This is a genomic window from Paraburkholderia youngii (genome assembly GCF_013366925.1).
GTDB classification, from domain to species: domain Bacteria; phylum Pseudomonadota; class Gammaproteobacteria; order Burkholderiales; family Burkholderiaceae; genus Paraburkholderia; species Paraburkholderia youngii.
Genome location: NZ_JAALDK010000001.1, coordinates 3,597,139 through 3,622,711, shown reverse-complemented (window position 1 = coordinate 3,622,711; position 25,573 = coordinate 3,597,139). Strand labels below are relative to the sequence as shown.

Below are 25,573 nucleotides of genomic sequence, written 5' to 3'. Positions count from 1 at the left end.
CGAATCGTGCCGTATCAACACCGTGGCGCGCAGAGTTGCGCGATCGTGGTCAGAAAGAGATCCGCCCCGATCGGCTTCAGCAAACATGCGCTGCAGTACTGCGCTTCGCTGTCCGACGGCGGCACCGCGGTATGGACCAGAATCGGTACGTTGACGGATAGCGGCATCGATTTCAAACGGCGGCACAACTCCGCGCCGTCCATGATCGGCATCATCCAGTCCGTAACGATCAGGTCGGGAACGTGAGCGACGACGCAGGCGAGCGCTTCGGCGCCGTTGCTCGCGCAACTCACCTCATACCCTTCGCTTTCCAGAATCAGCCGCCATGCGGCTAGAATTTCCGGTTCGTCGTCCACCAGCAATATCGAATACATCATGGTTTGCTGACGAAACTTGCTTCTTTGTCTGATGAGAGTCTCGCAAGAGGTGTTCCACACGCGGCAATTGCGCGGATAATGACCCGGGTTGCGGGCGCGCATCGGATGCCTGGCCGATTGCCGGCGCAAATAGGCCTGCGCTGCCCGCGCCAAATCGAGGCGTTCGGAACTGTTCGCGTGTTTGTATGTTGTAGAAACTCCATTCCGGTATCCATCATGACCGACAGACGCGTGAGCCCGCTGCGCAATTTCGCCAACTTCATCCGTGCGGAACGGGGCCGTCTGACGCGTCAATGGATGGATGCCGTCGCCATCGACGCCGATCTCGTCGAAGCGGACAAGCTCACGTATCAACAGCTGGCCGACCATTTGCCGGAAATCCTCGACCAGCTGTGCATGGCGCTCGATGCGGAAGATCTCGAACGCGCCGAAACATCGATCGAGCGCGACGCGAAGAAGCACGGCAATGTCCGTTTGCAGCAAGGCTACCGGATCGAAGAACTGGTGCGCGAACTGGACCTCTTTCAGCAGGTGCTCGTCGAAGCGCTCGAAGAATTCGTCGAACGCGACCGGACGTGCTCGCGCCGTCACGAGAGCCGCGCGCGGCATCTGCTCGCCGAAGCGTTCAGCGTGGTCAGGTATGCGTCGATCAAGGAAGTGGTCGGCGAGCGCGATCGCAAGATCGACGAATACACAAGCCGGCTCGAACGCGCGAATGCCGAATTGACGCTCAAGCAACGGCTGGTCGGCGATCTGTATGATTCACGCATGCAGATTACGCGCAGCGTTGCGCACGATCTGCGCAATTTCCTCAACGCGTTTTCGGTCGCGCTGCAACTGATCGAGCGAGCGCCGTCGCAAGCCGATGCCGCGCTGACACTCGCGAACCGTCAGGCCGCCGACATGAAGCAACTGGTCGACCAGATGGTCGAGTACTCGGTCATACTCGGCGACACGGCGACACTCGTGTTCGAAGACGTCGATTTGCGTGAACTATTCGACGAACTCATCGCTTCCACACAGCCGTCGATCGACGCGAAAGGACTCTCGCTGCGCAGCGAGTTCGACGCGGCGCTGCCGGTCGTCACGTCGAATCGGCTGAAGCTCAAGCAGATCGCGGTCAATCTGTTGTCCAACGCGATCAAGTACACGAAGTCGGGACAAGTCGAATTCCGCTTCGCGATGCATGGCCCCGAACACTGGACGATTCGCGTGTCCGACACCGGCGTCGGCATTGCGCCCGCCGATGCCGAGCGCGTTTTCGACGAGTTCGAGCGCGCGGCCGGCGAAGAAATCCCGGGCGCGGGTCTCGGGCTCGCGATCGTCAAGGAGCTATGCCGCGTGCTCGATGGACAGATCGAGTTTGCGTCGCGCGAGGGCGTGGGGACCACCTTCGAGATCCGATTTCCGCTGCATGTTCAATGACCCGACCCATCGCATGATCCATCTGCATACTGCCCGCTTCCCCGAGCAGATCGAGGCTGTACGGACCGTCTTTCGCGAGTACGCGGAGAGTCTCGGCTTCGATCTCTGCTTTCAGCAATTCGACGACGAACTCGCCAGTCTGCCGGGCAAATTCGCAGCGCCACGCGGCCGCGTGCTGCTCGCGAGCGACGGCACGGGCGACGATCCTGACGATATCGTCGGCTGTGTCGCGATGCGTCCGATCGACGACACGATCTGCGAAATGAAGCGCCTGTATGTGCGTCCGGCGGGACGCGGTCTGCATGTGGGGCGGCAACTCGCCACGCGTATCCTGGCGGCCGCGAAAGAAGCGGGCTATAGCCGCATGCGTCTCGACACGCTGCCCACTATGCAAGCGGCACTCGGGCTCTATGCATCGCTGGGTTTCGAGCCGATCGACGCTTACGTATTCAATCCGATCCCCGGCGCGATTTTTCTGGAATGCAATCTGACGCGGCCGCGTTCAATGTAATCGCGGTGCAGGCCTGACCCAGCCTGCGGGTAGGCACTCGCTCATCGCGCCGTTCTGCTGTCTCAATCCACGCACGACCACCTCGGACGATTTGCCGTCACGCCGCGCGAGTTCGGCCAGATCGAGCAACGCGGCGTAGCGCGCGGAACAGTCTCTCGTCACGCGGGCGGCGGGATTCGCGCGACGGTCGTCGTTGGCGTCGCTGGTGTCGATGACTGCGTGGATTGCCAACAACGTCGCCACGACGGTCGTCGCAAGGGCAGCCGTTATGCGGAGCGCGCCCATCGTCAAGCCCAATGCGCCGGCACCCATACGCGCCCGACCCAATGGCCCGGCACCCACACCGCAGGCCGCGGCGCGACGTACACGGGACGCGGCGCGACGTAGACGGCCGGCGGCGGCACGTACACCACCGGGGCCGGCGGAACATAGGCCGGCGGCGGCGTCACCACGACGGGCTTCGGCGGTACGTACACGACCGGCGGCGGCACGACGACCGGCGGAGGCGGCGGCGCGACCACCACCGGCTTCGGCGCGACGACCACGGTCGTGCCGGTCGTCGTCGTGGTCCCACCTGCGACCACCACGCCGCCTGTGACCACCGTACCGCCCGACGTCACCGTGTGACCCTGCGTGCCGGTCACGCTCGTCGATGTCGTCACGACGCCGGGCGCGACCCGCGTCGCGGTGCCCGAGTGATAGACGCTGTTGTTGTCCGGCCCCGTCACCGTGCCCGAGCGCGCGCAGGTCGAACCCGCGCAATTGGCCGACGCCGAATGATTGACCGTATTGCCGTTCGACCCGGTGATCGAGCCCGACGACGAATACTGGCCCGGCGCGGTGCGCGTCACGTCGCCGGACGTCGTCGCCGTTTTGTCGTCGGGGCCAGTCATCGTGCCGGTATGCGAGCAGGTACCGCCTGCGCAGTTGGTGTCGCCCGAGTGCTGCACCGTGTTGCCGTAGCGGCCCGTTGCGGTACCCGAGTTCGAGAACTGGCCGGGCGCCGTGCGCGTTACCGTGCCGGTGTTGCTCGCGAAGCCGCCATAGGGGCCAGCCACGCTACCCGCATGCGAACAGCTACCGCCGCCGCACGAGCCGTAGTGCGCGCCGTTATAGACGCCGCGCGACGTGTACGCGGTGCCATGACCCGACCACGCGAACGCCGATGCGCTGCCAAGCGTGAACACGGCGGCGGCCGCGCCGAACACCGCCTTGCGCAGCACGCCTCGCGCGATGCTGGCGCAGACCTTGTCGGAACCTGCGAATAAACGATTTTTCACGGTATGTCCTTGCTGGATTCGGGCCACTTGCGTCATTGCCGCGTGGCGACGAACGGACTATAGAAGGACACACCGTGGAAATCATCACGGAAGATATGTCGCGCTGTTTCACCGCGACTCAGGCCCGGCAGGCAAGGCTTTGCGGGCGTTCGTCGGGCGGCGCGACATTTTTCGACATAGTTTGAGAAACATTCCCGGCGGCTGGAATTGGCCGCGATCCCGGCCGCTCACTGGCCCACTGGCGTCACCTGCACGGCGGCGGCCGACACGAACACCGCATGCAAGGTATCGCCGACCTTCACGTCGCTCAGGTCGACGTTGGGCGCGGCCTCGAACGTCTGTGTCTGATAGGCGCCGCGCAGCGTCACGAGGCGCTGTTTATGATCGATCTTCAGTACGGTCGCGAGCACCTCGGTCTGGCGCGCCGCTTCGTAACCGCCTGAGGCCGGCGCATAGCTCTGCTTGTCGGCCCGCTCGCGAATCCCCTTGCCCGCGCCGCTGACCTTTTCCGCCTTCGTGAGCAGCGCATTCTTGTAGAGCACGTCGACGCGATCGCCGATCTTCAGTTGATCGAAACCAGCGACCTGCTGACTGACGAGCACGATCGCGACGTTGCCGCCCGAGCCCTTCAGCGTCAGCGAGCGGTTGCCCGCATCGATGCCGACGATCTCGGCCGTCATATGCACCGGCTGCGCCGCGCTGAGCACCGCCTGGGCCGCGCTCGCCATGTCGTTCTGCGCGCGCGCCGGCTGGGGTGTGGCCGCGGCCGCCAGCATCAACGCTGCGCCTATCGTCGTTGTCTTCATTCGCGTTCTCCTCGACAGGGGTTTCGATCCGGCGTGACGGTCATGATGAGCGCCGCGTATGACTTCGCGCTACGCAGTGTTCGTGCCCGCCGCCATGAACTCCACATCCTCAGGACAACTACTGCAAACGATACGACGCGAACGATTGTACGCGCGAGGCCGCGCGCAAAAGCAAACAGCCCCATCGCAGGAACGATGGGGCTGTTACATGAACGGTCGCAAACCGCTTGCGATGTTCGTCGCGTTACACGTGCATCACACGCGCTCGATCGCGATTGCAATACCCTGGCCGACGCCGATACACATCGTGCACAGCGCGAAGCGGCCCTGCGTGCGTTGCAGCTGATACGTCGCGGTCGTGACCAGACGCGCGCCGCTCATGCCGAGCGGGTGGCCGAGCGCGATCGCGCCGCCGTTCGGGTTCACGCGGGGATCGTCGTCGGCGACGCCCAGCGCGCGCAGCACGGCGATGCCTTGCGAGGCGAACGCTTCGTTCAGTTCGATCACGTCGAACTGGTCGATCTTCATGCCCAGACGCGCGAGCAGCTTCTGCGTGGCCGGCGCAGGGCCGATGCCCATTACGCGCGGCTCCACGCCCGCCGTCGCCACGCCGAGCACGCGGGCGCGCGGCGTCAGGCCGAAGCGCTTCGAGGTTTCTTCGTTGGCGAGCAGCAACGCGGCCGCGCCGTCGTTCACGCCCGATGCGTTACCGGCCGTGACCGTGCCATCAGGACGCACGACGCCCTTCAGCTTCGCGAGCGTTTCGAGGCTCGTTTCGCGCGGATGCTCGTCCTGCGTGACCGTGATCGGATCGCCCTTCTTCTGCGCGATCGTCACGCCGACGATTTCCTGCGCGAGCGTGCCATCGCGTTGCGCGCGCGCGGCCTTCTGCTGGCTGCGCAGCGCGAATGCGTCCTGGTCGGCGCGGCTGATGTTGTAGTCGGTCGCGACGTTTTCGCCGGTTTCCGGCATCGAGTCGACGCCGTACAGCTTCTTCATCAGCGGGTTCACGAAACGCCAGCCGATCGTCGTGTCGTAGACCTCGTTCTGACGCGAGAACGCGCTAGTTGCCTTGGGCATCACGAACGGCGCGCGGCTCATGCTTTCGACGCCGCCGGCGATCATCAGCGCGGCTTCGCCCGACTTGATCGCGCGCGCGGCGATGCCGATCGCATCCATGCCCGAGCCGCACAGACGGTTGACCGTCGAGCCCGGCACGTCCTTCGGCAGACCCGCGAGCAGCAGCGACATGCGCGCGACGTTGCGGTTGTCGTCACCGGCCTGGTTCGCGCAGCCGTAGATCACGTCGTCGATCGCGGTCCAGTCGACGTTCTTGTTGCGCTCCATCAGCGCCTTGAGCGGCACCGCGCCCAGGTCGTCGGCGCGCACCGATGACAGCGAACCCGCATAGCGGCCAATGGGGGTGCGAATCGCGTCGCACAGGAATGCTTCGGTCATGGGATGTCTCCAGTTGAGATGCTGCGTGCGCTGCGCCGCGGCCGGCCTTGCACCGATGACGCCGGTTCGTTGCGCCGAGGCATCGGCCCGGGGGCCAACGGCCGCGCGCGGGAAGCTGCAAAACTGCAGCGGCGTGGCGGCCGATACGTCAAAGCAGCTTAGCGCAGGATCGTGAACGATGGGCTTGGGAGTGACGACCGATACGGTTTTTGCGTCTTCCATGCCCGCCCTCGTGTTCTATATACGAACACAAGGTCATATATCGAACAAAACAGGCTCGATAATAGGCGCCGGCGCGAAAGCGTGTCAAGCACGGCCGCAGCCGTGCCAAACGACACCAGGGAATACGCGGAGGAGTGATCTTCAGCGAACTTCGATTCCTTCATCGGCGATGTAGCCGCGAATCACATCCGCGAAGTTGTGCTCGGCGACAAGCCCGAGCCGTTCGGCGCGCGATGTATCCCACGCGCCGGGCCAGCTGCCGACGATCTTCTCGATGCGCTCGTCCGGCTGCCGCACGATGCGGCTCGCGACCGCCTCGCCCGCGACCTCGCGCAGTGCCGCGATCATTTCGTCGACGCTGACCGACAGGCCCGGCAGATTCAGCACGCGCTGCTTGCCAAGCGCGGCGCCATCGAGTTCGAGGCCGGCAATCAGGCTGTCGATCGCCTTGCGCGGCGACAGCAGCCACAGCCGCGTCGAACCGGCGACCGGGCACACGGCCTCCTCGCCATTCAAAGGCTCGCGAATGATGCCGCTCGCGAACGACGACGCCGCCGCATTCGGCCGCCCCGGCCGCACGCTGATGGTCGGCAGCCGCAGCACGCGGCCGTCGACGAAACCGCGCCGCGAATAATCGTTGAGCAGCAGCTCGGCGATTGCCTTTTGCGCGCCATACGACGACTGCGGATTCAGCGCGGTGTCGTCCTGTACGACCGTGGGCAGATCGCCACCATAGACCGCGACCGAACTGGTGAACACGACGCGCGGCTGGTGCCGGCGCTGGCGGCAGACTTCGAGCAGCAGCCGCGACGCATCGAGATTGATGCGCATGCCGAGATCGAAGTCCGCCTCGGCCTGCCCGCTGACGATCGCAGCGAGATGAAAGATCGCCGAGGTCTGATCGTCGATCACGCGTTCGAGCACGCTGCGCTCCGCGATATCGCCGACATCGGCACGCACGCGCGCATCGCCGAAATCATGAGCGCGCACGATGTCGAGCAGCACCAGCCCGGTAATCGCTCGCGGTGTGCCGTGCGCATCTTTCAACTCGCCGCGTGCGAGCAGTTCGCGCGCGAGACGCTGGCCGAGAAAACCGGCGCCGCCGGTGATCAGTACTTTCATGGTTACGGGTCCGTCAGTGGTTGTCGGAGAGAGTCAGCGCCGGGCGTCGAGATAAGGCTTCAGCCAGCCAAGCCCCGCCGAGGTCCCCGCGCGCGGCCGGTATTCGCAGCCGATGTAACCGTCGTAGTCGAGCTCATCGATCAGATCGAACAGGTACGGGTAGTTCAGCTCGCCGATGTCGGGCTCGTGCCGCTCGGGCACACCCGCAACCTGGATGTGACCGATGCCGGCCATATCGCGCTTGAGCTTCATCGCGAGATCGCCCTCGACGATCTGGCAGTGATAGCAATCGAACTGCACCTTCAGATTCGGCGCGCCGACTTCGGCGCAGATCGCTTGGGCGTCGTCCTGTCGATTGAGGAAATAGCCGGGCATGTCGCGCGTATTGATCGGTTCGATGACGACCGTGATCTGTTCCCCTTGCGCGGCCCGCGCCGCATAGGCGAGGTTGTTCAGATACACGTCGCGTTGTGTTTTGCGCTGCGTTTCGCCCGCCTGATCGCCGGCGATCAGCCCCGCCATCACATGCAGCTTGCGATTGCCGAGCACGCGCGCGTACTCGAGTGCCGTATCGATGCTGCGGCGGAACTCGTCCTCGCGCCCCGGCAGCGACGCAAGACCGCGCTCGCCGCCGCTCCAGTCGCCCGGAGGCGCATTGAACAGCGCCTGCGTGAGACCGTGCGCGTCGAGCCGCGACTTCAGCTCGCCCGCGCGGAACTCGTAGGGAAACAGGTATTCGACCGCGTTGAAACCGTCGCGCGCGGCGGCGGCGAAGCGATCGAGGAACGCGTGCTCGTTGTACATCATCGACAGATTGGCGGCGAAGCGAGGCATGGCGACAGCTCCTTCAAGACAGTGCGATACGGTGCGTGGCGTACATCGGCAATGCGCGCTGCTACCAGCGCGCGCCGAACGCGGCACGGAGTTCTTCGATCGCGGCGGCGTCGAGCGGCGCGGGCCGCGGATTCGTCATCAGCCACAAGCGCGCGGTTTCCTCGAGTTCTTCGAGCGCATACGACGCGTGCGCGACCGAGCGCTCCCACACCACCGGCCCCAGACGTTCGAGCAGCACCGCCCGTACGCGGTCGGCCAGGTCGGCGATCCGCGCGGCCACTTGCGGATCGCCCGGGCGTTGATAGCGAATCAACGGTACGTGGCCCACTTTCATCACGTAGTACGGCGTGATCGGCGGCAACACGTCCGCTTCGCTCCACACGCCCGCAAGCGTCAATGCGACCAGATGCGTCGAATGGGTATGGATGATGCCGCGCGCCTCGCCGTTGCGCGCATAGATACCGCGATGCAGCGCGAGCGTTTTCGACGGCTTGCCGCCCGACATCGCGTGGCCGTTTGCGTCGACCTTCGCGATATCGGCGGGATCGAGGCGGCCGAGACAGGCGTCGGTCGGTGTGATCAGCCAGCCATCGTCGAGCCGCGCGCTGATGTTGCCGGCGCTGCCGACCGTATAGCCGCGCTGATACAGACTCGCGCCGACCGCGCAGATTTCCTCGCGCACGCGCGCTTCGGCGGAGACCTGAAGTGCCGGTGCGCCGCTCATTGCGCGGCTCCGTCGAGATGACGCAGCGCCTTGTCGAAGAAGTCCGTAGCGCCGAAATTGCCGGACTTCAGCGCGAGTGCGAGCGGTTCCGCTTCGGTCGTCGCGGTGGCCGGCACGCCCGGATCGATCTGCGCGCCGATGCGCAGCATGCGCACGTCGAGCGCTTGCACGACCGCGCCCGAGGTCTCCCCGCCCGCGACGACGAACTTGCGCACGCCGCGCTCGCGCAGGCCGCGCGCGATCGATGCCAACGTCTTCTCGACCAGATGCCCGGCCTCGTTGACGCCGAGTTCGCGCTGCACCGCCTGCACTTCGTCGGGCGATGCAGTCGCATAGATCAGCACCGGCTCGGCGTGCACGAAGCGCTGTTGCGCGAACTCGAGCGCTTCGCCGACGACGTCCTCGCCGCGCGCCGCCGCGAGCGGATCGATGCGGAACGCGGGCCGCGTCGCGCACCAGGCGGCGACCTGCGCGTTGGTCGCTTTCGACGCACTGCCCGCGAGCACCGCCGACAAACCTTCTACGCGCGGCAATTGCGCGGCATGGGTTTGCTCGCCGAGCAGGCCCGCGCGCCGGAAGTTGGCCGGCAAGCCGACCGCGACGCCGGAGCCGCCGGTGATCAGCGCGAGGTCCGCGCAGGCCGCGCCGAGCGTGTGCAGATCGGCGTCGGACACCGCATCGGCAATCGCGATGCGCACGCCGTCGGCGCGCAGCGCTTCGAATGCGGCGCGCACGGCCGTGTCGCCTTGCGCGACCCGGTCGTAACGCACGAGCCCGACCTTCGACTGCGTTTGCCGCTGCAGCACGCGCACGAGATTCGCATCGCGCATCGGCGTCAGCGGATGGTTCTCCATGCCCGACTCGTCGAGCAGCGCATCGCCGACGAACAGATGGCCGCGGAAAATCGTGCGGCCGTTCTCGGGAAACGCGGGACACGCGATCGTGAACGATGCGCGCTCGGCGAACTCGGCGGACAGCGCGTTCAGCAACGCATCGGTCACCGGGCCGATGTTGCCTGCATCGGTCGAATCGAAGGTCGAGCAGTACTTGAAGAAGAATTGCCGGCACCCCTGCGCGCGCAGCCAGGCGAGCGCGGCGAGCGATTGCGCGACCGCGTCGGCGGCGGGGATCGTGCGCGACTTCAGCGCGACGACGAGTGCATCGGCGTCGAGCGCAGCGGCGCCCGGCGCATCGGCGCCCGGCGCTTCGTTGGAGGTGGGCACGCCGATCGTCTGCACCGTGCGCATGCCGCCGCGCACGAGCATGTTGGCGAGATCGGTGGCGCCGGTGAAGTCGTCGGCGATGCAGCCGAGCAGCGCGGGTTTCGTTCGAGCCGTCATGAGCACTGTCCTCGCTTATCGCTTTGCCGGCAATTCGATGCCGGGAAAAATCTTCACGACCGCCGAGTCGTCCTCTCCGCCGTGGCCCGCCGTCGACGCCATCATGAACATCTGATGCGCGGCCGCCGACAGCGGCAACGGAAACTTCGTGCGACGCGCGGTATCGAGCACGAGGCCCAGGTCCTTCACGAAGATATCGACCGCCGACAGCGGCGTGTAGTCGCCCGCGAGAATATGCGGCACGCGGTTTTCGAACATCCACGAATTGCCCGCGCTGTGCGTGATCACGTCGTACAGCGCGTCCGGATCGACGCCTTCGCGCAGGCCGAGCGACATTGCCTCGGCGGCCACCGCGATATGCACGCCGGCCAGCAGCTGGTTGATGATCTTCACCTTCGAGCCCGCGCCATGCGCGGCGCCGAGCCGATACACGTTGCCGGCGATCGCGGCGAGCACGTCCTCGCATGCGGCGTAAGCGGCCGCGGGACCGGACGTCATCATCGTCATCTGGCCCGACGCGGCGCGCGCCGCGCCGCCCGACACCGGCGCATCGAGCATGTGCAGACCAGCCGCCTCGACGCGCTTGCCGAGATCGCTGGCGAATTCCGGCGCGACCGTGGCACTCGCGATCACGACGCCGCCCGGCTTCATCGCCGTGAGCGCGCCGTGCTCACCGAACAGCACGGCCTCGGTTTGCGCGGCATTGACGACCAGCGTAATCACGACCTCGCACTGCGCGCCGAGCTCCGCGGGCGTCGCACAGCCGACGCCGCCTTCAGCGACGAACGCCTGCAACACGTCGCGCCGCAAGTCGCACGCGTGGACCTTGAAGCCCGCGCGCAATAGCGAACGCGCGACGCCAAGCCCCATCGCTCCCAGACCGATGACACCGACATTTCTCGACATGCGTGACCTCTATGGATTGGTGCTGCATTGGTGCGTTCGCGCGCAGCGGGATCGCCGCGCGCCTTCCGCGCGTCAGGCGATGCCCGCCTCGGCAAGCCGCCGCGCCGCGTTGTACAGATGGGTCTGCGCGGCATTGCGGGCCGCCATCGGATCGCCGGCGCGAATCGCCGCGGCGATCGCCGCGTGCTCCTCGCGCACCTGCCGCGAGAAGTCCTCGCGCAGCGCCTCGTTGCGGCGCGTGACGACCGTGCCCGCTTCGAGATACTGATTGAGGAACGTCAGCGTCTTCAGGAAATACGGATTGCCCGTCGCAGCCGCGATCGCGCGATGAAACGCGACGTCTTCGGCGACGCCGTCTTCGCCATTGGCGACCGCGCGCTCGATCTGAGCGAGCGCGGCGTCGATCGCGGCCATGTCGGCATCGCTGCGACGCATCGCGGCTTCGGACGCGACCTCCGCCTCGATCGCGCGGCGCAGCGCGAGGATCTGCACGACCGAGCCCGGCTCGACGGCTTCCGCGTAGTCGATCCGCAGCGGGCGGATCGTGCCGTGCCCGGCGACGAACACGCCACTGCCCTGGCGCGGTTCGACCACCCCCTCGTTCTTTAGCCGCGACAACGCCTCGCGAATCACCGTGCGGCTCACGCCGAACTGTTCCGCGAGCACGGCTTCGGTCGGCAGCTTGGCGCCGCGCGCGAAGCTGCCTTTGTCGATCTGCTTCAGCAGTTGCTGCGCGACGGTGTCGCTCAAAGCGCGCGAGGGAATCTTGTCGAACATGGCGGATCGGTTGGGTTGGATCGGGTGCCGCGAACTGGTCATGTCATCGGGTCATCATACAAATTTTGAGACGCGATCGCATCCACGCAAACCCTGGGTTTTTTGCACGAATCGGCGTTATTTGGCGAAATAGAAGGCTTAAGCTATCGTCTCGCCTTTGCGCCGCAACGCAAAACGCGGCGCCGCATCGAAACGAACGCGCGTCGCGTGTCCTCCGCGCGCACACTTTTGCAACCACGATCAAGGTCCATGAGCAAAGCCCTGCCGCCGTCTTCCGTCGCGCCCGCCAACGTCGAACCGGCCCCGGAGAAACCGGGCGACTCGTACGTGCAGTCGTTTGCGCGCGGCCTCGCGGTCATCCGCGCATTCGACGCGACGCGCCCCGAACAGACGCTCACCGACGTCGCCGCGGCGACCGGCCTCACGCGCGCCGGCGCGCGCCGGATTCTGCTGACGCTGCAAACGCTGGGCTACGTGGAAGCCGAGGGACGCCTGTTTCGTCTGACGCCGAAGATTCTCGACCTCGGCTTCGCGTACCTGACCTCGATGCCGTTCTGGAATCTCGCCGAACCGGTGATGGAAAGCCTGTCGGCGCAGGTGCACGAAAGCTGCTCGGCGGCGGTGCTCGATCGCACCGAGATCGTCTACGTGCTGCGCGTGCCGACTCACAAGATCATGACGATCAATCTGTCGATCGGCAGCCGCCTGCCTGCGTACTGCACGTCGATGGGCCGCGTGCTGCTCGCCTCGCTCGACGAGGAAACGCTCGACGCGACGCTGAACTCGTCGCCGCTCTACGCGCACACGCCGCGCACCGTCACCGACAAGGAAGAACTGAAGAAGGTGATCGAGCAGGTGCGTCGCCAGGGGTGGGCGATCGTCGATCAGGAACTCGAAGGCGGTTTGATTTCGCTATCCGCGCCGATTCGCAATCGCCAGGGCCGCGTGATCGCCGCGATGAACATCAGCGGCAACGCGCAGCGCAATTCGGCCAAACAGATGGTGAAGGCGTTTCTGGAACCGCTGAAGCAAGCCGCGCAGACGGTCTCGGAGATGGTCGCGCGGCGCGGCTGACGCACGCGGCTACCGGGGAACGCGCGTTTGCTGCGCGCCCCGGCATTTGCTCTTGTCGCTCACTGCGCGAGATAGCGCTCCGCCAGCCGCGCCCAAAACGCCGCGCCGATCGGCAGACTGCGGTCGTTGAAGTCGTAATGCGGGTTGTGCACCATGCAACCATCCTCGCCGACGCCGTTGCCGATGCGCAGAAACGTGCCCGGCCGCTTCTGCAGCATGAACGCGAAGTCCTCGCTGCCCATCAGGATGTCGGTCTGCTCGACTACCTTGTCGTCGCCGACCAGCTCGCGCGCGACCTGCGCCGCGAACTCCGTTTCGGCGTCCGTATTGATGACGACCGGATAACCTTCGATGTACTCGACGCGCGCCTTGCCGCCATAGCTCGCCGCCTGCGACTCGGCCAGCTCGGTGATGCGCTTCTTCAGCAACTCACGCACCTCGGGGCTGAATGAGCGCACGCTCAGTTCGAGCCGCGCGCTGCTCGAAATCACGTTGTTCGCGGTGCCCGCGTGCATCGAGCCCACCGTCACTACGGCCGGCTGCGACGGATCGACGTTGCGCGCGACGATCGTCTGCAGCGCCATCACGATGCTCGCGGCGACCACGACCGGATCGACGGTCAGATGCGGACGCGCCGCATGGCCGCCGACGCCTTCGATCGTGATGGTCGCCTTGTCCCCCGCCGACATGAACGGCCCCTTGCGGAACAGCAGCGTGCCCGGCTCCGCGCCAGGATGATTGTGCAGGCCGAACACGGCGTCGCACGGGAAGCGCTCGAACAGGCCGTCGTTGATCATCTTCAGCGCGCCGCTGTCGATGCCGCTTTCCTCGGCCGGCTGGAAGTACAGATGCACGGTGCCCGAGAAATTACGCGTGGCCGCGAGACGTTGCGCGGCGCCGAGCAGGATCGTCGTGTGACCGTCGTGGCCACACGCGTGCATCTTGCCGTGGGTGCCGCTCGCGTACGGCAGGCCGGTCTGTTCGATGATCGGCAGCGCGTCCATGTCCGCGCGAATGCCGATGCTGCGCTTGCCGTCGCCTACCTTCATTGTGCCGACCACGCCGGTCTTGCCGACCCCGCGTGTGACCTGCCAGCCCCACTGTTCGAGTTTTTCCGCGACGAGCGCCGCGGTCCGCACTTCCTCGTACGCGAGTTCAGGATGGTGATGAATGTGATGGCGAATCTCGCGCAGGCTCGCGGCGGCGGGTTCCAGATCGGACACTTCGGTCAAACGCGGGGTCTCGTTCATCGTTTGCATCGCTCCAGTGAGTAGCCTCGCACTATATCCATGCCGTTTCGTTCGAATAAGATGCTATTTTTTTCACCCTGATTAACAGCTCTTATATACGGGGTTACCCTGATGAAACTGCAGCAGTTGCAGGCCTTCGTCGCCGCCGCGCATCACCGCAGCCTGCGCGCCGCCGCGCGTGAGCTCGGCGTTACGCAACCGGCCGTCACGCATACGATTCGCGAGCTGGAAAGCGCGCTCAATGCGGAGCTGATGGTGCGCAGCGTGCGCGGCATCGAGCTGACCGCGTGCGGGCTCGCGCTGTTACCGCGCGCCGAGCAGTTGCTGGGCGACATGCGCCGCACCGTCGAGGCCGTCGAGCAGGTGAAAGGAGAACTGGCCGGCAAGGTCAGCGTCGGCACGATGCCATCGCTCGCGCTGACGGTGCTGCCGCATGCGGTGTCGAGCTTTCGCGCGAAGATGCCGCTCGTGAGTCTGCATCTGGAGGAAGTGACGGTGCCCGATGCGCTCGCGCGTTTGCGCAACGGCACACTCGATCTCGCGGCGATCCATCACGTTCAGGCATTGGATAACGATCTGGTGCAGGTGCCGCTGTACTCGACGCAGTTCGTCGTCACGATGCGCGCCGGGCATCCGCTTGCGAACGTCACGCGTCTGTCCGAGCTGCTCGACGCCGAGTGGATCGTCACGGTCGGCGCCGATCACTTCCCGCACAGCGTGATGATGGCGATGTTCAGCGCGCATGCTCTGCCGCTGCCGAAGCGGCTGCTGCGCGCGCCGTCGTCGTTTGCGGTGACGCTCGGGCTCGTATCGCAGACCGACGTGATCAGCTGCTTCACGCGGCCGCTCGCGCAGCGGGTCGCGCCGCTCGGCATTCGCGTCGCGCAGATCGAAGACGCGCTGCCGAACTACGATCTGAGCATCATCTCGCGACGCGATCTGCTGCCGACGCCGGCCGTACAGCAGTTCGTCGCGTGTTTGCGGCAGGTCACGCGGGAGCGGATGGGGGACGTGCAATAAGGCCGCGTGACTGCGTTACGCGCTCACCTGCTCCTTGAGCACCGTGATCAACGCGTGCCCCGCTTCTTCGAGCGTGCCGGAGTTGTCGATCGTCGTGCAGCGCACGCCGGCCGGCATCGCAAACGGCGCGCGCCGCGCGAGCCGCGCCGCGACCTGCTCCGACGATTCGCGCGCCCGCGCGCCGAGCCGCGCTTCGAGAATATGCGGCGCGGCGCTCACGTGCACCACTTCCGCGCGTGGATAGCGCGCGAGCGCATGCTGCAGGTACTGCCGCGAGCCATTGACGACCACCGTGCAGCGACGCGCGAGCCACGCATCGAGTTCGATGCCGATGCCATAGCGCAGCGAATGGCTCGACCATTCGAGCGCGAACAGGCCCAGCACCGAGCGCGCGGCGAACTCCTCGACGCTCAGTGCGACATGCACTTCCCCATTGCCGCTCGGCCGCGTGATGTAACGATGCGCGAACACGACCGGCTCGCCGGCGAGCCGCGTGCGCGCGAATTGCAGCAGCGAATCCTTGCCCGCGCCAGACGGCCCCATCACATAGATCAAACGCCCGTTCATTGGCTGCTCACCTCGTCTTGCTGCTCGTCCTTGCGATCGCCGTGTCTCGCGCCGTCGCTGAACGGCAGTGGCTGCCACAGCACGAACGGCTCGCCCGGCGCCGGCTCGACGAACAACGCGGCCTGATCGACCGCGAGCGGCCCGAGCGCGGGCGTGCGCTCACGCCACCATGCGAGCAGCGTCGCGCGCTCGTCGGGATCGGCGAGCGAACTGGACAGCGTCATATGAAAACGGAACTCGTCGAACACGTACGGATAGCCCCATTGCAGCAGCAACGCACGTTGGCGTTCGGTGAGCGGTGCGGCGAGCCGGCGCTCGAGATCGGCCGCAGACGGCCGCGCGCGCAGCCCGTCTAGCGACTCCAGCGCGTTCGACGCAAGCTCGCGAATGCGCGTCTCGCCATCTGCATCGGCCGGTCGCAATGCGACGAAGTCGCCCAACGTGGCCGCTTCCACCGGCAACGCGAACGGCTGCCGCCCTAGCGCCCACGCCCGCGCAGCCGCAAGCACGTCGTGCTGCGTGACACCGGCGCCGAGCCGGAACGGGGCGACCAGCGTGCCATGCCAGCCATAGCGGCGCGGCGAGTCGGTCAACGCGGCGAGCGGGCGCGCGAGGCCAGGCGGCTGCGGCTGCGCGCGGCGCTCGCCGCTTTGCGCATCGCGGCCGAGCCATGTCGAGCCCGCCTGCCACCACGCCGATTCACACGACGGCGCGTAGTACAGCGCAAAGCGCGCTTCGGCACTCCATGCGGGGCCGCTCACAGGTCATGCTCCACGAGCAGTTGCACGCGGTCGGCCGCAAAATGCGTGAAGCCGTATTTGACCGGCGTGCCTTGCAAATCGACGTCGACGTTCTCGACCCACAGCACCGGCTGCTGACGGTTGATGTTGAGCCGCCGGGCGACCTCCGGCTCGGGCAGCACGCTGCCGATGCGGCTCCACTTGCGCAGATAATCGTCCACGCCGAATTCGGCCAGCGCCTTCGTCGTGCCGCCGAGGCGTTGCACGACCTCCGGCAGCTCCGGAAAACGCGCGGCCGGATACCAGCTGCGCGCGAACGTAAGCGGCACGCCGTCGGACTCGTTCAGCGATTCGATCCGATAGACCGCCGCGCCCGCGCGCAGACCCAACGCCTTCGCGACGCTGGGCTCGGCTTTCACGCGCGCGCCCGAGAGCATCGTGCCGCCGGGCGAGTGATGTTGTTGACGCAGGTTCTCGGTGAAACGCGTACGGCGGCCGATCGAATAGTCGATCGCGCCGGGCTGCACGAACGTGCCGCGCCCCTGCTCCACACTGACGAGGCCGAGCGCTGCGAGGCCGAGCATCGCGCGACGCACCGTGTGACGGTTGACGTCGAAGCGCTTCGCCAGCTCACCCTCGCTCGGCAACCGCCCTTCTTCCCCAAACCCGCTTGCCGCGATCTCGGCGGCGAGAATCTGTTCGATCTGTCTCCAGACGGCCACGCCCGCGCCGCGTTCGAGCATCGTGGCCGGCGCCGCGCTGTCGTTCGATGTCATGGTGCTGTCATTCCCTTCGGTTCAAATGATCGCCATGACGTTCATTGTAGTGCGCAAGCCGTGATGGAAATATGAAACGTCCGCCTCGCACCACAGTCCAGACAACTACGCCTGTAAACGTCTAGACGTTTAGATGAATAGATGCTCCAATGTCCACTCGCAGGATCGACAGGAAATCCGATGAGCCCGAGTTCCGTTCCGCCCTCTGCGCCGTTGCCCGCCGTGTCTTCGGCGGCGCGGCGCGCCTGGATGGCCGTGCTGGCCCGCACGCCGCGCGCCGACCTCGAAGCCGCGCTGCAGCGCGCGCTGCAAGGCCAGCCTATCCCCGCCTTCGACTGGCTGCGCCCCCCTGAAATCGGCCTCGCGATGGTGCGCGGGCGCATCGGCGGCAGCGGCGATCCGTTCAATCTCGGCGAAGCGACGGTCACGCGCGCCACGCTGCGTCTGCATGCCAGCGGCGACGCCGAGGCCACCGTCGGCGTCGCCTGTCATCTGGGACGTGACCGCCGTCGCGCCGAACTTGCGGCGCTCGCCGACGCCTTGCTACAGATGCCCGAGCATCACGACAGCCTGCATCGTCAATTGATCGAGCCGTTCGCCGCGCAACAGAAGGCACGGCGCGCGCAACAGCAGCAGGACGCCGCGGCGACGCGCGTCGAATTCTTCACGATGGTGCGAGGCGACTGATGGAACATTCACCGATTGCGTTGTCCACGCTGACGCCGGGTTTCGCGGACCCGGTCCACGCTACCCAGGCCGTGTTTCGCACACTGCTCGACGCGTTGTCGCGCCCCGGCACGATCGGGGTGATTGGTGACGTGCTGCCCGAGTTGCGCAACACGCCGGTCGAACCCGCCGCATTCGCTGCGCTGCTGACGCTCTGCGACTACGCGACACCGGTTTGGCTCGCGCAGCCTGATACCGCGCTCGCGTCGGCGTTGCGTTTTCACACCGGCGCGCCGCTCGTCGATGCGCCCGGCGACGCCGCATTCGTCTATCTGCACGAGGCCGACGCGTTGCCGTCGCTCGAAAGCTTTGCGCCCGGCAGCGCCGAGTCGCCCGAACAATCGGCCACGCTGCTGATCCGCGTCGCCGCGCTGACGGGCGGCGCACCGGTCACGCTGAGCGGCCCCGGCATTCTGGATACCCAAACGATTTCGCCGGTTGGTCTTCCCCCACGGTTCTGGCAAGAGCGCGCGATGCTCGCGCCGCTGTTTCCGTGCGGCATCGACTGTTATCTGGTTTGCGGCCCGCGCGTGATCGGCCTGCCGCGCACAACTGAAGCGAAGGTGAACTGATGTACGTTGCCGTCAAAGGTGGAGAACGCGCGATCGAAGCGTCGTGGCGCCTGCTCGACAAAGCGCGCCGCGGCGATCCGCAGATCGCCGAACTGAGCGTCGCGCAGATTCGCGAGCAGTTGCGGCTCGCGGTCGCGCGCGTGATGACCGAAGGCTCGGTCTACGACGAGGAGCTTGCCGCGCTCGCAATCAAGCAGGCGGCCGGCGATCTGGTCGAAGCGATCTTCCTGCTGCGCGCATATCGCACCACGTTGCCGCGCTTCGGCTATACGCGCGCCATCGAGACCGAATCGATGCGGGTCGAGCGGCGCATCTCGGCGACCTTCAAGGACTTGCCCGGTGGCCAGTTGCTCGGCGCGACCTACGACTACACGCAGCGCCTGCTCGATTTCGCGTTGCTCGCCGATGGCGACGACGCGCGGCAGCACGTGACGCAAGGCAATGCGCCGGTTTCGCAAGAACCGCCCGCGCCGGAAGCGATGCCGCGCGTCGTGTCGCTGCTCGACAAGGAAGGCCTGATCGAACAGGAGCGTCCGACACCGGATGGCGCGGAACCCGGCGATCTGTCGCGCGAACCGCTCGCGTTTCCAGCGAGCCGCGCGACGCGTCTGCAGAACCTCGCGCGCGGCGACGAAGGCTTTCTGCTCGCAATGGGCTATGCGACACAACGCGGCTACGCGCACTCGCATCCGTTCGCGGGCGAGATCCGTTTCGGCACGATCGCGGTCGAAATGGACCTCGACGAACTCGGCGAAGCGGTCGACATCGGCGATATCGACATCACCGAATGCCAGATGATCAACCAGTTCGCTGGCAGCAGCGCGGTGCCGCCCACCTTCACGCAGGGCTACGGGCTCGCGTTCGGCCACTCGGAGCGCAAGGCGATGGCGATGGCGCTGGTCGATCGCGCGCTGCGCGCCGAAGAACTCGGCGAGACGCTCTCGTCGCCGACGCAGGACATCGAATTCATGCTGTCGCATAGCGATAACGTCGAGGCGTCGGGCTTCGTGCAGCACCTGAAGCTGCCGCATTACGTCGACTTCCAGGCGGAGCTGGAACTGGTGCGGCGCTTGCGCGCGCAGCATCACGGCAACGATGAATCAGGCCACGCCACCGATAAGGAGCAAGCAGCATGAACGCGCCCGACACCGCTGTTGCAAACACCTCATACGACAGCGCCGCGCACGGCTACAACTTCGCGTATCTCGACGAGCAGACCAAACGCATGCTGCGCCGCGCGTTGCTGAAGGCAGTCGCCGTGCCGGGCTACCAGGTGCCGTTCGCATCACGAGAAATGCCTCTGCCGTATGGCTGGGGCACCGGCGGCATCCAGGTGACGGCCGCGATCATCGGCAAGACGGACACGCTGAAGGTCATCGATCAGGGCTCCGACGAAACCACCAACGCCGTCAACATTCGCCGCTTCTTCGCACGCACCACGGGTGTGGCGACCACGCGGCACACCAGCGAGGCGACGATCATCCAGACGCGGCACCGGATTCCGGAAACGCCGCTAACCGAACGCCAGATCCTCGTCTATCAGGTGCCGATGCCCGAGCCGCTGTTCCGGCTCGAACCGCGCGTCGCCGAATGCAAGAAGCTGCATGCGCTCGCCGATTACGGGCTGATCAGCGTGAAGCTGTACGAGGACATCGTGCATCACGGCAGCATCGCAACCACGTACGACTACCCGGTGATCGTCAATCATCGCTATCTGACATCGCCGTCGCCGATCCCGAAGTTCGACAATCCGAAGATGCATATGAACGCCGCGCTGCAACTGTTCGGCGCGGGCCGCGAGCGCCGCATTCACGCGATCCCGCCTTATACGCCGGTGCGCAGCCTCGACTTCGACGATCACCCGTTCGAGGTGCAGAAGTGGCAGCACGCGTGCGCGTTGTGCGGATCGAAGGAAAGCTTTCTCGACGAGATGATCGTCGACGACGCCGGCACGCGCATGTTCGTGTGCTCGGATAGCGACTACTGTCACGAGCGGCGCGGCGACGGAGAGATCGAACCGCAAGCACCACTGCCCCACGCCGCGCGCGAAGGAGAATCCGCATGACGCCGCTTCTGAGCGCCCGCGCGCTCACCAAACAGTATGGCGGCCGCAACGGTTGCCGCAACGTGAGCTTCGATCTGTATCCGGGCGAGGTGCTGTGCATCGTCGGCGAATCGGGTTCGGGCAAGACCACGCTGCTCAATACGCTGGCGCTGAAGGCCGAGGCCGATAGCGGCTCGCTGCACTACGCCGCGTCGCATGGCGACCTGCTCGATCTGCGCGCGCTGTCGGAGCCGCGCCGCCGTCTGCTGATGCGCACCGAATGGGGCTTCGTGCAGCAGAATCCGCGCGACGGCCTGCGCAGCGGCGTCTCGGCCGGCGCCAACATCGGCGAGCCATTGATGGCTGTCGGCGCGCGACACTACGGCGAGATTCGCCGCACGGCCACGCAATGGATGGAGCGGGTCGAACTCGACCCAACGCGCATCGACGAATTCCCCGCCGCCTTTTCGGGCGGTATGCAGCAACGTCTGCAGATTGCGCGCAATCTCGTCACCGGTCCGCGTCTGGTGTTCATGGACGAACCGACCGCCGGTCTCGACGTGTCCGTGCAGGCGCGTCTGCTCGATCTGCTGCGCACGCTGACCTCGACGCTGCATCTGTCGGTGCTGATCGTCACGCACGATATCGGCGTCGCGCGTCTGCTCGCACATAGGCTGATGGTGATGCAGGCAGGCGAAGTCGTCGAAGCGGGTCTAACGGATCAGGTGCTCGACGATCCGCAGCACCCTTATACGCAAACGCTGGTTTCCTCGGTTCTGCCGGTTTGAGGCTCACAATGCAATCCACTGAGGTAGTAATTGACGCGGGCAGCGTGGCACGTCACGGCGAGCGCGCTTTCGCCGACAACGCGGCGCTGATGCTGCGCGCCACCGGCATCGGCAAGACTTTCACGCTGCACGGCCAGGGCGGTGTGCGAATCGACGCGCTCGCGAACGTATCGCTCGAAGTCGAGCGCGGTGAATGCGTGGTGCTGGTCGGGCCGTCGGGCGCGGGCAAAAGCACATTGCTGCGCTGTCTGTACGGCAACTATCTGGCGAGCACCGGCTCGATCGCGATTCGCGACACCAGCGATCAGGGCCGGCCCGTCACGATCACCGGTGCCGAACCGCGTGACGTGCTGCGTCTGCGACGTAGCGTGGTCGGCTATGTGAGCCAGTTTTTGCGCGTGATTCCGCGCGTGCCGACGCTCGCGCTCGTCGCCGAGCCGCTCATGCTGCACGGCGTCGCAGAACCCGAAGCAAACGCGCGCGCCGCTGAATTGCTCGCGCGGCTCAACGTGCCGGAACGTCTGTGGTCGCTCGCGCCCGCGACGTTTTCGGGTGGCGAGCAGCAGCGCGTGAACATCGCGCGAGGTTTGATCGCCGAACATCCGCTGTTGCTGCTCGACGAACCGACCGCTTCGCTCGATGCCGAAAACCGCGACGTTGTGGCCGATCTGATCGTCGAGGCGCGTGAGCGCGGCGCGGCGATCGTTGGTATCTTTCACGACGAAGAGACTCGCAACAAGGTCGCGACGCGCCGCCTGGAACTGCGGCCGCCGCTGCGGCATTAAATTGACACCAGTCCCGACTGACTACGGAGCAAGTCGATGTTGATCAGCAACGCTCGCATCGTGACGCGAGATGAAGAATTCATTGGCACCGTGCGCGTGGAAGACGGCGTGATTCGCGACGTCGAACGCGGCGCGAGTTCGGCGCGCAACGCCGAAGACTGGGACGGCGATTATCTGCTGCCCGGTCTGATCGAACTGCATACGGACAATCTCGAGAAGCACCTCGTGCCGCGTCCCGGCGTCGAATGGAATACCGACGCGGCTTTCGTGATCCACGACGCGCAGGTCGCCGCGGCCGGCATCACGACGGTGTTCGACGCGCTCGCGATCGGCTCGCGCTCGAGCGTTGGGCTGCGTAACCGTCACGTGCAAACGCAATGCGCGGAGTCGCTGCTGCGGCTGTCCACGCGTCGGCTGCTGCGCGCCGAGCACTTTCTGCATCTGCGCTGCGAGATCGCGACCGCCGACGTGCTCGAGGTGTTCGATTCGCTGTGCGCGCATCCGCTGTTGCGGCTCGCGTCGGTGATGGACCATACACCGGGACAGCGCCAATGGCACGATCGCGAGCAATGGCGCCGCTTCCAGGAGCGCAACGGCAAGATGAGCGACGAGCGTGTCGCGAGCACGCTCGCAGAACTCGCGGTCGAACAGGAGCGTTACGCGGATGAGCATCGCCGCGAGATCGTCGCGCGGTGCCGGCGGCTCGGCATTCCGGTCGCGAGCCACGACGACACGTTGATCGAGCACGTCGAACAGGCGAAGGCCGAGGGCATCGTGCTGGCCGAATTTCCGACCTCGCGCATCGCCGCGCAAGCCGCGCGCGAGCACGGCATCGCGACGATCATGGGCGCGCCGAACATCGTGCGCGGCGGCTCGCATTCGGGCAACGTGTCGGCGCTCGAACTCGCGCGCGCGGATCTGCTCGATATTCTGTCGTCGGATTACGTGCCGTCGAGCTTGCTGACCGCGGTGTTCGATCTCGTCGAAAAAGCGGGCTGGTCGCTGCCGCGCGCGATGGCAACGGTCTCGGCCGAACCGGCGCGCACCGCCGGTCTCACGGACCGCGGCGCGATCGAGCCGGGCTTGCGCGCGGATCTCGTGCGCGTGACGATGCTCGACAAGCTGCCAGTGCCGCGCGCGACTTATCGCGGCGGGGTGCGAATTGTTTGAGTGGGCTGTTTGAGCGGGCTCGAGCGTTAGGTCGACAGCGGCACACGCTCCGGCTCGTCGGCCTCGAACCAGGCGGGGTTGCGCTCGGCGATCGGGCCGAGCGACACGAGAATTTCACGCAGATGGTGGCGCATCGCGTCTTCGGCGGCGCTCGGGTCGTGCGCGCGCAGTCCCGCCAGAATTTTCGCGTGCTGCCGGATCAGCAGATCCAGCGGCGATACCTCGGGCAGGCTCAAATAGCGCACGCGGTCCATCTGCGCCTTGATGTCCTGGATCGTTTCCCACGCGGCCGTGCAGTCGATCGCCTGCGCGATCGCGTAATGGAACGCTTCGTCGAGCGCGAGAAACGCGGCCGTGTCGTTCGCTTTCGCTGCGAGTTTCTGCTCGCGCAGATTGTCCGCGAGCGCCTGCAACTGTTCGTCGGTAATCGAAACCGCCGCCTTGCGCACCACCGCGGTTTCGATCGCCTCGCGAATGAAGCGTCCTTCGCGCACCTGGCGCGGAGAGATCCGCTTCACGAAGGTGCCGCGCTGCGGCAGCACCTGCAACACGCCCGCCTCGACCAGTTTGATGAACGCCTCCCGTACAGGCTGGCGCGACACCTGAAACATGTCCGACACTTCCTTCTCCGACAGCGGCGTGCCCGGCGCCATCTGCCCGACGAAAATCGCCTCGCGCAGCGCGCGGAAAATCTGTTTGCCGATCGGCTCGTGAGAATCGAACGACAGGTTGGCGGTCAAGTCGGGCAGCGCGGCGCGCGCGCCACCTTGCGCGGCGGCGCGGCCGCGCTTGCGCGGCGTACTCGACGCGGCGGCGGGAGAAGACGGGACGTCGGCGAGATGAGTGCTGGTGGGCATTGGCGAAGCAACGGATAGCGGCGGATCGGAAGCGGATAAAAGCGTCGCACCATACTACCATGCGCGCTCGACCGCCAAAGTGCCCGTGCGTGGCTCACGCACCCACAACAGCGAACAAACGGCGCCAAGCACCGCAATCGCGCCCGCCAACACGAAGGCGCTTCCGTACGCCCCATGCGTCGCCTCGACGATAAAGCCCGTCACCGCCGGCCCGATTATGCCGGCCAGGTTCGCCAGCAGATGCACGAAGCCGCCGACGCCGCCCACGTGTTCACGCGGCACGGTGTCCTGAATCACGGCCCAATATACGGCGCCCGTCGCATACAGGAAAAAGATCGACACCGACATCAGCGCGACCGCACCCTCCATGCTGGCGACGCGCCCGGCCAAGGCCACGCAGACCGCCGCCGCGCCGAGACAGGTGCCGAGCACGAGCTTGCGTGACAACAGCGGCTTGCCGGTGATGCGCAGAATCAGGTCCGAGATGAAGCCGCCGGCCGCGAGACCGATGCTGCCGAGTAGCCAGGGAATCACGGTCGCGATGCTCATGTCGTGCAAGCTCAGGTGATGCGCCTCGGTCAGATAGCTCGGGAACCACGACAGAAAAAAGAACAGCACGTAGTTGTATGAGAAGAACGCGAACGCGGTCGCGAGAATGATCGGCTTGCGCAGGAAATGGCCGAGCCCCGGCTTGCCCTGCTCGCTGCCGTCCGCTTGTGCCAATGCTGGCTCGACCGCCTGGCCGGCGCGGATCAGGTCGAGTTCGGCCGGTGTGATGCGAGTCTGCTCGTGCGGATGCTCGGTCGTCGTCAGCGACCACAGCACGAGCCACGCGAGCCCGAACAGCATGATCGCGACGAATGCCCAGCGCCAGCCGAACTGCACGGCCATGAAACCGACCACAGGGCCTGCCAGCGCGCCGCCTAGCGGCGTGCCCGAACTGATCACGCCGATTGCGCTCGCCACCTCGCGGCGCGGGAACCAGTTGTTGACCATCTTGCTCGTCGACGAACTGAACGGCCCTTCTCCCATGCCGAACAGCACCCGCAGCACGATCAGCGAACCGATGCCGCTCGCGAGCGCGGTTGCGCCGCAGAACACCGACCACACGCCCATCGCCGTGCCGAACACGCGTTTCGCGCCGACCTTGTCGGACGCGAGACCGCCGACGAAATTGAACAGCGCATAACCGATGAAGAAGCTGCTGAACACGACGCCCATCTGCGCGTGCGAAAAATTGAGGTCCTTCTGGATCAACGGCGCGGCGATCGACAGCGCCGCGCGATCCAGATAGTTGATGACGCCCGCCAGAAACAGCAGCGCGACGACGAACCAGCGTTGACTTTTGATCATCGGATGTCTCCTTCCGGGGCGCCTCTTGATGGGCGCTCGGCGTTGCTTCCGGGTTTGGGTTTGGTTTGC

Annotated in this window: 28 protein-coding genes; 11 read left to right on the top strand and 17 right to left on the bottom strand. The window is 66.0% G+C overall.

Annotated elements, in window-relative coordinates:
• Positions 1-14 precede the first annotated feature (14 nt).
• Positions 15-746, bottom strand: a complete 732-nt coding sequence (locus tag G5S42_RS44340) for a response regulator (protein ID WP_246392016.1) — start codon at positions 744-746, stop codon at positions 15-17.
• On the opposite strand from G5S42_RS44340, the gene G5S42_RS16670 reads away from it, so the two are divergent.
• Entirely contained in the window at positions 675-1,802 is a 1,128-nt protein-coding gene (locus G5S42_RS16670) for a sensor histidine kinase (RefSeq protein ID WP_246392015.1), read from the top strand. The two genes, G5S42_RS44340 and G5S42_RS16670, sit on opposite strands and share 72 nt — an antisense overlap.
• 13 nt (positions 1,803-1,815) lie before the next feature.
• The gene (locus tag G5S42_RS16665) at positions 1,816-2,313 is read left to right on the top strand and encodes a GNAT family N-acetyltransferase (RefSeq protein ID WP_176107758.1); all 498 of its coding nucleotides are present in this window, start codon (positions 1,816-1,818) and stop codon (positions 2,311-2,313) included.
• Here G5S42_RS16665 and G5S42_RS16660 read toward each other — a convergent pair.
• The 10 genes from G5S42_RS16660 to G5S42_RS16615 all read right to left on the bottom strand — a co-directional run bounded on the left by G5S42_RS16660 (position 2,305) and on the right by G5S42_RS16615 (position 11,782).
• On the bottom strand, positions 2,305-2,544 hold the full coding sequence (locus G5S42_RS16660) for a hypothetical protein (RefSeq protein WP_246392014.1): 240 nt from the start codon (positions 2,542-2,544) through the stop codon (positions 2,305-2,307). The genes G5S42_RS16665 and G5S42_RS16660 overlap by 9 nt on opposite strands.
• Positions 2,545-2,600: 56 nt before the next feature.
• The gene (locus tag G5S42_RS16655; RefSeq protein WP_176110547.1) at positions 2,601-3,548 is read right to left on the bottom strand and encodes a hypothetical protein; all 948 of its coding nucleotides are present in this window, start codon (positions 3,546-3,548) and stop codon (positions 2,601-2,603) included.
• A gap of 272 nt (positions 3,549-3,820) precedes the next feature.
• Positions 3,821-4,399 carry a hypothetical protein gene (locus G5S42_RS16650; RefSeq protein WP_176107756.1) on the bottom strand — a complete coding sequence of 193 codons (579 nt, stop codon included), beginning with the start codon at positions 4,397-4,399 and terminating at the stop codon, positions 3,821-3,823.
• Between the two features lie 255 nt (positions 4,400-4,654).
• Positions 4,655-5,857 (bottom strand): 3-oxoadipyl-CoA thiolase, encoded by a 1,203-nt coding sequence (pcaF, locus tag G5S42_RS16645; RefSeq protein ID WP_176107755.1) that lies wholly within the window; start codon positions 5,855-5,857, stop codon positions 4,655-4,657.
• Positions 5,858-6,220: 363 nt separating this feature from the next.
• The gene (denD, locus tag G5S42_RS16640) at positions 6,221-7,201 is read right to left on the bottom strand and encodes a D-erythronate dehydrogenase (RefSeq protein WP_176107754.1); all 981 of its coding nucleotides are present in this window, start codon (positions 7,199-7,201) and stop codon (positions 6,221-6,223) included.
• Between the two features lie 33 nt (positions 7,202-7,234).
• Positions 7,235-8,035 (bottom strand): 2-oxo-tetronate isomerase, encoded by an 801-nt coding sequence (gene otnI / locus G5S42_RS16635; protein WP_176107753.1) that lies wholly within the window; start codon positions 8,033-8,035, stop codon positions 7,235-7,237.
• Between the two features lie 61 nt (positions 8,036-8,096).
• The gene (otnC, locus tag G5S42_RS16630; protein ID WP_176107752.1) at positions 8,097-8,759 is read right to left on the bottom strand and encodes a 3-oxo-tetronate 4-phosphate decarboxylase; all 663 of its coding nucleotides are present in this window, start codon (positions 8,757-8,759) and stop codon (positions 8,097-8,099) included.
• The gene (otnK, locus tag G5S42_RS16625; RefSeq protein ID WP_176107751.1) at positions 8,756-10,099 is read right to left on the bottom strand and encodes a 3-oxo-tetronate kinase; all 1,344 of its coding nucleotides are present in this window, start codon (positions 10,097-10,099) and stop codon (positions 8,756-8,758) included. The genes otnC and otnK overlap by 4 nt, the downstream gene beginning before the upstream one ends.
• 15 nt (positions 10,100-10,114) lie before the next feature.
• Entirely contained in the window at positions 10,115-11,005 is an 891-nt protein-coding gene (ltnD, locus tag G5S42_RS16620; RefSeq protein ID WP_176107750.1) for an L-threonate dehydrogenase, read from the bottom strand.
• Positions 11,006-11,077: 72 nt separating this feature from the next.
• Positions 11,078-11,782 (bottom strand): FadR/GntR family transcriptional regulator, encoded by a 705-nt coding sequence (locus G5S42_RS16615; protein ID WP_176107749.1) that lies wholly within the window; start codon positions 11,780-11,782, stop codon positions 11,078-11,080.
• A gap of 249 nt (positions 11,783-12,031) precedes the next feature.
• Between G5S42_RS16615 and G5S42_RS16610 the strand changes: the two genes are divergently transcribed.
• Complete coding sequence (locus tag G5S42_RS16610; protein ID WP_176107748.1) at positions 12,032-12,856, top strand: IclR family transcriptional regulator; 825 nt, start codon at positions 12,032-12,034, stop codon at positions 12,854-12,856.
• Positions 12,857-12,915: 59 nt separating this feature from the next.
• Here the strand turns inward: G5S42_RS16610 and G5S42_RS16605 are convergent, their stop codons facing one another.
• A complete protein-coding gene (locus G5S42_RS16605) occupies positions 12,916-14,106 on the bottom strand; it encodes a M20 aminoacylase family protein (RefSeq protein WP_176107747.1) in 1,191 nt (396 codons plus the stop codon).
• A gap of 111 nt (positions 14,107-14,217) precedes the next feature.
• Here G5S42_RS16605 and G5S42_RS16600 point away from each other — a divergent pair, with 111 nt between their 5' ends.
• Complete coding sequence (locus G5S42_RS16600) at positions 14,218-15,126, top strand: LysR family transcriptional regulator (RefSeq protein WP_176107746.1); 909 nt, start codon at positions 14,218-14,220, stop codon at positions 15,124-15,126.
• Between the two features lie 15 nt (positions 15,127-15,141).
• Here G5S42_RS16600 and phnN read toward each other — a convergent pair whose 3' ends face one another.
• Genes phnN through phnF form a run of 3 tightly spaced genes read right to left on the bottom strand, consistent with a single transcriptional unit; the run spans position 15,142 to position 17,209 of the window.
• The gene (gene phnN / locus G5S42_RS16595; protein WP_176107745.1) at positions 15,142-15,693 is read right to left on the bottom strand and encodes a phosphonate metabolism protein/1,5-bisphosphokinase (PRPP-forming) PhnN; all 552 of its coding nucleotides are present in this window, start codon (positions 15,691-15,693) and stop codon (positions 15,142-15,144) included.
• Positions 15,690-16,454 carry a DUF1045 domain-containing protein gene (locus tag G5S42_RS16590; RefSeq protein WP_176107744.1) on the bottom strand — a complete coding sequence of 255 codons (765 nt, stop codon included), beginning with the start codon at positions 16,452-16,454 and terminating at the stop codon, positions 15,690-15,692. The genes phnN and G5S42_RS16590 overlap by 4 nt, the downstream gene beginning before the upstream one ends.
• Positions 16,451-17,209: a phosphonate metabolism transcriptional regulator PhnF gene (gene phnF, locus G5S42_RS16585; RefSeq protein ID WP_176107743.1), complete on the bottom strand. Its 759-nt coding sequence runs from the start codon at positions 17,207-17,209 to the stop codon at positions 16,451-16,453. The genes G5S42_RS16590 and phnF overlap by 4 nt, the downstream gene beginning before the upstream one ends.
• Before the next feature lie 180 nt (positions 17,210-17,389).
• On the opposite strand from phnF, the gene phnG reads away from it, so the two are divergent.
• The 7 genes from phnG to G5S42_RS16550 are packed head-to-tail and all read left to right on the top strand — an operon-like array spanning position 17,390 to position 23,294.
• Positions 17,390-17,896, top strand: a complete 507-nt coding sequence (gene phnG, locus G5S42_RS16580; RefSeq protein WP_176107742.1) for a phosphonate C-P lyase system protein PhnG — start codon at positions 17,390-17,392, stop codon at positions 17,894-17,896.
• Complete coding sequence (phnH, locus tag G5S42_RS16575) at positions 17,896-18,507, top strand: phosphonate C-P lyase system protein PhnH (RefSeq protein ID WP_176107741.1); 612 nt, start codon at positions 17,896-17,898, stop codon at positions 18,505-18,507. Before phnG ends, phnH begins: the two co-directional genes overlap by 1 nt.
• On the top strand, positions 18,507-19,643 hold the full coding sequence (locus tag G5S42_RS16570) for a carbon-phosphorus lyase complex subunit (protein ID WP_176107740.1): 1,137 nt from the start codon (positions 18,507-18,509) through the stop codon (positions 19,641-19,643). The genes phnH and G5S42_RS16570 overlap by 1 nt, the downstream gene beginning before the upstream one ends.
• Positions 19,640-20,572: an alpha-D-ribose 1-methylphosphonate 5-phosphate C-P-lyase PhnJ gene (locus tag G5S42_RS16565; protein ID WP_176107739.1), complete on the top strand. Its 933-nt coding sequence runs from the start codon at positions 19,640-19,642 to the stop codon at positions 20,570-20,572. The genes G5S42_RS16570 and G5S42_RS16565 overlap by 4 nt, the downstream gene beginning before the upstream one ends.
• Positions 20,569-21,339 carry a phosphonate C-P lyase system protein PhnK gene (gene phnK, locus G5S42_RS16560; RefSeq protein WP_176107738.1) on the top strand — a complete coding sequence of 257 codons (771 nt, stop codon included), beginning with the start codon at positions 20,569-20,571 and terminating at the stop codon, positions 21,337-21,339. The genes G5S42_RS16565 and phnK overlap by 4 nt, the downstream gene beginning before the upstream one ends.
• Positions 21,340-21,347: 8 nt before the next feature.
• The gene (phnL, locus tag G5S42_RS16555) at positions 21,348-22,124 is read left to right on the top strand and encodes a phosphonate C-P lyase system protein PhnL (RefSeq protein ID WP_176107737.1); all 777 of its coding nucleotides are present in this window, start codon (positions 21,348-21,350) and stop codon (positions 22,122-22,124) included.
• A 36-nt stretch (positions 22,125-22,160) separates the two neighbouring features.
• On the top strand, positions 22,161-23,294 hold the full coding sequence (locus tag G5S42_RS16550) for an alpha-D-ribose 1-methylphosphonate 5-triphosphate diphosphatase (protein ID WP_176107736.1): 1,134 nt from the start codon (positions 22,161-22,163) through the stop codon (positions 23,292-23,294).
• A gap of 26 nt (positions 23,295-23,320) precedes the next feature.
• Here the strand turns inward: G5S42_RS16550 and G5S42_RS16545 are convergent, their stop codons facing one another.
• The gene (locus tag G5S42_RS16545; RefSeq protein WP_217709902.1) at positions 23,321-24,151 is read right to left on the bottom strand and encodes a GntR family transcriptional regulator; all 831 of its coding nucleotides are present in this window, start codon (positions 24,149-24,151) and stop codon (positions 23,321-23,323) included.
• Positions 24,152-24,205: 54 nt separating this feature from the next.
• Positions 24,206-25,504: an MFS transporter gene (locus G5S42_RS16540; RefSeq protein WP_176107735.1), complete on the bottom strand. Its 1,299-nt coding sequence runs from the start codon at positions 25,502-25,504 to the stop codon at positions 24,206-24,208.
• Positions 25,505-25,573 lie beyond the last annotated feature (69 nt).